General features: G+C 68.1%; 6 protein-coding genes. 1 reads left to right on the forward strand and 5 read right to left on the reverse strand.

Features of this window, described 5'->3' with window-relative positions:
- Positions 1–592: 592 nt before the first annotated feature.
- Entirely contained in the window at positions 593–1,138 is a 546-nt protein-coding gene (locus tag ACIBJF_RS51130; RefSeq protein WP_399184748.1) for a hypothetical protein, read from the reverse strand.
- A 12-nt stretch (positions 1,139–1,150) separates the two neighbouring features.
- Entirely contained in the window at positions 1,151–2,461 is a 1,311-nt protein-coding gene (locus ACIBJF_RS51135; protein ID WP_399184749.1) for a NucA/NucB deoxyribonuclease domain-containing protein, read from the reverse strand.
- A gap of 333 nt (positions 2,462–2,794) precedes the next feature.
- Here ACIBJF_RS51135 and ACIBJF_RS51140 point away from each other — a divergent pair, with 333 nt between their 5' ends.
- Positions 2,795–4,183, forward strand: a complete 1,389-nt coding sequence (locus ACIBJF_RS51140; protein ID WP_399184750.1) for an IS1380 family transposase — start codon at positions 2,795–2,797, stop codon at positions 4,181–4,183.
- A gap of 359 nt (positions 4,184–4,542) precedes the next feature.
- Here the strand turns inward: ACIBJF_RS51140 and ACIBJF_RS51145 are convergent, their stop codons facing one another.
- The 3 genes from ACIBJF_RS51145 to ACIBJF_RS51155 form a co-directional block, all read right to left on the reverse strand.
- Complete coding sequence (locus ACIBJF_RS51145) at positions 4,543–5,505, reverse strand: transposase family protein (protein WP_399184751.1); 963 nt, start codon at positions 5,503–5,505, stop codon at positions 4,543–4,545.
- 141 nt (positions 5,506–5,646) lie between these two features.
- The gene (locus ACIBJF_RS51150) at positions 5,647–6,177 is read right to left on the reverse strand and encodes a GNAT family N-acetyltransferase (protein WP_399184752.1); all 531 of its coding nucleotides are present in this window, start codon (positions 6,175–6,177) and stop codon (positions 5,647–5,649) included.
- 96 nt (positions 6,178–6,273) lie between these two features.
- Positions 6,274–6,870: IS3 family transposase (locus ACIBJF_RS51155; RefSeq protein WP_399184753.1), on the reverse strand; the 597-nt coding region annotated here is incomplete at its 5' end.

A 6,870-nucleotide genomic window follows, 5' to 3' on the forward strand; every position in this document is an offset into this window, starting at 1 on the left:
CTGACGGCGATCCGGCTATCCCTGCCCTGCTCCGCAGGAGTCCGATTCCTCCCCGGCCTGAAGGCCGGGGCATCCTCGGAGGAACCCGGTGAACAGGGTGCCGCCGTCCCGGAAGGCCCAGAGAACGGGTTCGGCATGGACGGGGGCCGACGACGAGCTTGGACTCGGGGCGAAGCTGTTCCAGAGGTGGAAGCAGAGCAGGGTGGCGTCACGTCGGCCGGTCGCATAGGCCAGCGTCTTGGGGTAGTTGGGGTTCTTCCCCCCGAAGAGGACCGAGGGCGGACCGAACGCCGTGACGACGTCGCTGAGGAGACGGTCCGTGCGGCACCAGGTTTCGCTGACACGAGGTGTTGCTGAAGCTCTACACGCAGTACGGCCGTTATCCCCGGGGCCGGTTCGAATTGCCGGGCGAGGCGGTGGAGTTCGTCGCCCGGCAGGTACAGGTACTTGCGTCTGAGCTGGACGCGTATGAGTGGAGCGGTCGCGCGGACGGCGCCGGGCGGTGCGCGCGGCGGCAGCCGTGACCATCACCTGTGGCAGCTCAGAGCAGTGGCATTGCCCGACCGGTGCCCAGTGGTTCGACGTCGCGCGGTCAGACGGAGCCTGAAAGGTAGGAGACCGCGTAGCGGTCCGGTCCCAGGAGCGTCTCAGCCGACCGGGCGTGGTCGACGGGCCACAGCTGGATCAGGTGCTCCTCCGGATTCACTGGGGAGATATCCACCGAGGGTTCCGCGTCGGCGATCTGTAGGCCCCGCTCCCGGTTGCGTACGTGCACCCGGGCCCGGTGGACGCCGGGGGTGCCGCTCAGGGTCAGATGGGGGTGGTGCCCCTGGCTGCCCATGACCACCAGCACCCCCTGCCGGAGGTCAAGGTCGTGCTCGGCGACCATGTCCCAGCGGCGGTCGACGGCCGGCGGCATCCGCTTGAGGATTTCGACCCGGCAGGGCACGGGGACGAAGTCACTGCCGCAGACGACCGCCAGCCAGCCGGCCTCGCCGAACAGCAGCCCGTCGCGGCTGGGTGTGTCGGCGCCGCTGCGCTCGCCTCCCGCCTCAAGGACGTAGTGGCCGTACTGCACGACGACGTCGACGCTTCCGCTCTGCACGATCCGACGAGGCGGGTTGACGATTTCTGGCACCGGGCCAGGATGTCACCAGGAGGCGCTGCCGTTGGCCAAAACGGCTTTCACCCAGAATTTGTCGGCCTCTACCACGCGGTTGCTGGTATAGAAGGCGCCGGTGATCCCGCCCTGTGCGCTGTTCGCGCTGGCCGAGACGGTCACGGCGGACCAGTCACCAGGCGCGGAGAAGGCAGCCCCCTGGTGCGTGGAGGCCAGTGGGAACTCGTCGCAGCTCGGCAGCACGCCCGTGCACGCCGCCATGCGGTTGTCGGCCTGGTCGGCGAGGTCAGTGTCCCGGCTGAGCCAGTTCCCATACGCGGGCACACCCCAGTGCGAGGGCAGCGACGCCTGGGCGTTGTACACGTGCTGGGCGACGTCAGACACGGCCGGATTGGTCACCGCGCTGTAGGTGAGCGTGGGTGTGAACGTTTCGTTCACGCACGCCTGGGCGTTGGCGTTGATACCGGAGTAGATCCCCAGATAGCTGTCGCAGCGGTTGGCTAGCCCCCGGCCGGCCGACTGGAACGTCCCGTTGTCGCTCCAGGTCGCGGTCAGGTTGTTGTACGTCTCCACCCACTGGATGCCCAGTTTGGAGGTTGCGGTGGTCACCGCGTTCAGGCCCGAGGAGGCCGGCCCGGCGTCGGCCTCGTTGTAGATCACCGTGGTCTCGGAGCCGGAGGTGTAGACCGCCGGCTGGGTGCCGGAGGTCGCGGTGACCGTGCAGATACCTGCGTTGATCGTGCACAGGGAGGTGAAGGACAGCTGGACTCCACCGGCGAGGACTCCCGTGCCGGTGCCTGTGGTGACGTCCACCCCGTGGTCCCAGGCGGCCGCCGTGCCCAGCGCGGCTGCGTGGTCGGTGGTCCACTGAAGCACCGTCAGGGGCATCCTGCCGATGGTGGCCCCGCCTGGCACGGTGACCACCGTAGCGCTGTAGGACGCACTGCTGCACGAGTGGAAGCGGTCGGGGTCGAGCACATTGTTCGCCCCGGTCACCACCCCCAGGCAAGGGGTGGGGAAGGAGCTTGGGATGCCGGCCGCCTGCACGCCGTCGGACGCCGAGTTCGGCCGCATGCGGGAGACGGACGCCATCAGGGCCTTGACGCGCTCCTCGCGCTGCCTCGCGGCAAGCGGAGGCGGGGAGACTGGCTCGATGAGCAGGCAGGCTCTATTGCCGGATAGTGCGGGGACCTTGACTTCCTGGCAGGTCGAGCCGGACGAGGAGGCAGCCCTCAGCGGCAGGCCGGTGGGCGTCCCGGCCTGGGCTGGACCTGCGCTGAATAAGCCCAGGACGAGGACGGTGGAAGCGCTGACAGCGAGTGAGAAACGGCGTAAGTACATGGGTTCTCCCCTCGATCGGACGACCGGACAGCGACTCAAGACTCTGCCGATACTGGAACGGGCGTTCGAAAGTACGCGCCTGTAGGAGAGTTGGAAACCCCTCGTGTTCAGAGAGAACGCCAGAGTGACGAACGAGTCTCCTGTGGCATTTACGGTCGCGCCCGGCGCGGTACATTGAGCGGCCGGAGACTCGGGAGAATAAGGCGACTCAGCCCGGATCCACCGGCTTGATGCCTGTGGTCGTTCTTCCGGGAACGAAGAAGTGCCTTGCGACCTGCGATGATGGGGTTTCTCTAGGACCACATCAGGCACGATCGGCAAGGCACTTCCGAGATGCAATCTTCCCATGCCGCGGCGGCTGTCTCATCCGTGTTCGATGACCCGAACTTGATCGCGTATGGCGGGCTGGAACCGGTGGTGCGGCTGGCCGAGCGGTGCGGTCTGCCGGCTCTGGCCGACGAGCTCATCAGGCTGCCCGCATCGAGGGACGGCACCGGCGCCTTCCCCGCGGCGAAACTGATGTCGCTGGTGGGTGGCATGGCCGCGGGCGCCGACAGCATCGATGACATGGACCGCCTGCGGCATGGCGCGATGGGCCGCCTGTTCGCCGGGGTCCGGGCCCCGTCCACGCTGGGATCGTTTCTACGCTCCTTCACGCACGGGCATGTGAAGCAACTGCACGCCGTGGCCCGCCGGTTCCTGCCCGCACTGGCCCGTCACACCCCGCTGCTGCCCGGCGCGGACCAGGTCGCCTACGTGGACATCGACGACACCATCCGCCGCACCTACGGCTACGCCAAACAGGGCACCGGCTACGGATACAGCAAGGTCAAGGGCCTGAACGCACTGCTCGGCATCGTCTCCACACCCCTGTCCGCCCCGGTGATCGCCGCCACCAGGCTACGCAAAGGACCATCGAACTCCGCACGCGGCGCCGCAGCCTTCGTCGCCGAGACCATCCGCACCGCCCGCGCCTGCGGCGCCGGCGGCCTGCTGGTGATGCGGGCGGACTCCGCGTTCTACGGCGCCGACGTCGTCAACGCCTGCCGGGCGCTGGGCGCGCGGTTCTCCATCACCGTGCGGATGAACGCCTCCCTCAAGGCCGCCATCGCCCGCATCGACGAGGGCGCCTGGACGCCGATCAAGTACCCCAAGGCGGTCTGGGACGAGGAAGGCGAGTGCTGGATCTCGGACGCCGAGATAGCCGAGATCCCCTACACCGCCTTCACCTCCAAGCCGAAGAAACAGCAGGTCACCGCCCGTCTGATCGTGCGCCGCGTCAAACGCCTGGGCACTGGCACCGTCCCCGCCGGGCAGGGCACGCTCTTCGACACCTGGCGCTACCACGCCGCGTTCACCGACTCCCCGCTCTCCTTGAAGGACGCCGAGCGTGACCACCGTCGGCACGCCGTCGTCGAGCAGGTGATCGCGGATGTCAAGAACAGCGCCTTCGCTCACGCGCCGTCCGGCCATTTCCAGGCCAATGCCGCGTGGCTCGCCCTGGCAGCGCTGGCGCACAACCTGACCCGCGCCGCCGGCGCCCTGGCCGGCACCTTCCATGCCAGAGCGACCACCGCCACCATCCGTGACCACCTGATCAACCTGCCCGCCCGGCTGGCCCGCTCGGCCCGCCACCTCACCCTGCACCTACCCGAACGCTGGCCCTGGAGCACGGACTTCACCCAGCTCTTCAGCAGCGTGCATGCGCCACCAGCCCTCTGACACGCCCTGACCGACCCGCCCGAAAGGGCCCGACACCTGTGGACAAGTGGAAGAGCTGGGCAGACCAGCGGCCACCCCATGCCCGAATCCGCGACTCACCCCCGACACGGCCCGCACAGTCCCGAAACGCCCACCCCGAAATCAGCCGGTGGATCCGGGCTCAGCTGGGCGAGCCCCGAGGCGGTCGAGCGCGCCCACACCGACTTCGCCGTACTCCAGGCCGGTGAACTTCCCCGGTCCGCGCACGGAGACAACCGAACCCGCCCGGTTCGCCCTGAACTGGGCAACAACCGCTTACGACTTGGTCCGCGATTGAGGTCTGAGCATGCTGGCCTGGCGAGTCGGCTGGTGGTTGATCATCAACCGGCCTGCCGGGCGAGCACGAGTTCGGTGCTCGGCTTACGGCGGGTGGCACGGTCGGAGACCAGTGAGGCGATCGCGAGGTGGGTCTCGGCGTAGTCCTCGCGAGGGCCGGTGAAGCGCTGGAGCGGGCGCCACTGCCGCAACTCGGCGTTGGCGTGCTCGACGCAGATCCGCTCCGAGGACTGCCGTCGACGCATCTCCCGCCAGGCGTACCGCTCTCCGAGCGGCTCGTCGTCCTTCGGCTTCTTCGGCGGGGCGCTGATCTGGTCGGGGAACTCGTTTGCCAGCCCCCGGTAGCCCTCGTCGACCTCGGCTGTCACCTTCGGGTGGAGCCGGAACTGCTCGGCGATGCCCTCGGTGCGCATCGCGGTCTGGTCGTGCATGCGGCCTGGGCGGTCCGCCCCTGACCACAGCAGGCGGCCCTGGCCGTCGCTGACGGTGGTCGTCTTGATGGTGTTCTGCTTTTTCTTGCCGGAGACGAAGGCCCGGCGTCCGGGCCTGCCCGCCTTCGGGCGGCGGACCTGGGTCTCGGCTCCGTCGATCCGCAGCCGGATCCCCTCGGCCTTGGCGTAGGCAAACACGTCCGCCAGGGTGCGCAGCCGGAGGCCGGGGTGGTCGGGGACGGCGAAGCCGCGGGCCGCCAGCAGCGGGCGGATCTCGCTAATGGCCCGGGAGATCGTGGAGCGGGCGGTGCCGTACAGTTCGGCGAGCGCGGCGTGCGGCAGGCCGGTGCGCAGATGGACCAGCGTGACGAGCAGGCGGTCGGTGAGGACCAGGTCGTGCTTCGGCCCGGCACCGGCCTCTCGCTGCCGCTCGGCACCGCGCCGCTCACGGAGCTCCGACTCGCACCGGGCGAGCCACGGGTCGGCCAACTCTTCGATCAAATCGCCGAGATGTGTACGCGAGAGGCCGCAGAAAGCAGGATGGGTCAAGGCCGCACGGGCCCACTTCTTGGTCATGCTCGAAGAACCTATGCGGCCACTGCCACGTCACGGCTGCCCGCCGATCACAAATGGGTGGAGTTCTTCTGCGGGAACGGTCTGATCTGGGAACGTCCCTGTAGAAGAGCTAACGCAGCTGGCGTAGCACCGGCCCAGGCATCAGGGCCTCAGCAGTCCGCCCACCCACCAGTCGTGCGGCTTGCCGTCGTTGGCGATACCGCGATTGCGCAGAGTCCCTTCGATGGTGAAGCCGAGTTTCTCGGCGACGGCACGCGAGCCGGTGTTCCCGGCCATGGCCCACCACTCGATGCGGTGGACGTCGAGGGTGGCCCAGCCCCAGTCGCACAGGGCCCGGGCGGCCTCCACCGAGTACCCGCGTCCCCGCTGCTCCTTGACTGCCCAGTAGCCGAGTTCGTAGACGCCCGGACTGATGATGAACAGGCAGTACGAACCGACCAGGGCGCCGCTGTCCTTGCGGAAGGCGCCGAGGGTGTAGTTCTTGTCCGTGGCCCAGCCCGCGGGTAGTTCCTCGCCGATGCGCTTCTCCGCGTCCGCACGCCGGTACGGCACGGGCACCGGCGTATAGAACTGGATGTCCTCGTCCTGGCAGGCTTCGTACATCGCATCCACGTCGGCAGATGTGAAGACTCGCAGCACCAGACGGTCGGTCTCTATAGTCACCGGATCCATTGCGGCAGTATGAACACCACCCGCAAGCGGCGACCAATGAATATCCCCCGCCCGCCGCCGACACACAAGTGAACCGCCCCGGGTTCGGTAGAGATCTCAGATTGTGGTTGTGACCTGGGGTTTCGTGAGTTCCGTGTAGTAGTTGGCTTCGTACTCGACGGGCGGGATATGGCCTATCTCACCGTGGAGTCGGCGGTGGTTGAACCAGTCGACCCATTCGGCGGTGGCCAGCTCGACCTGGGAAAGCGTCTTCCAGGGCCGTTGGGGCTTGATCAACTCGGTTCTATACAGGCCGATCGCCGATTCCATCAGGGCGTTGTCGTAGGCGTCGCCGACCGAGCCGATGGACGCGGCTATGCCGGCGGCGTCCAGATGCTCGGCGAGCCTGAACGACGTGTACTGCGACCCGGCATCCGAGTGATGGATCAACTCGCCTGGCCGGATGGGTCGTTGCTCGCGGTCGCGCTGCCAGATCGCCATCTCCAGGGCGTCCAGGACGAAGACGGTCTCCTTGACGGTGGCCGCCGACCAGCCGACGATCCGGCGGGAGAAGGTGTCCACGACGAATGCGACGTAGACGACTCCCGACCAGGTCTTGACGTGGGTGAAGTCCGCCACCCAGCAGCGGTTGGGGGCGGCGGCGACGAAGTCGCGGTCGAGACGGTCGGGAGCTCGCTCGACCTGCCCGCCGGG

This window comes from Streptomyces sp. NPDC050743 (assembly GCF_044456925.1).
Taxonomy (GTDB): domain Bacteria; phylum Actinomycetota; class Actinomycetes; order Streptomycetales; family Streptomycetaceae; genus Streptomyces.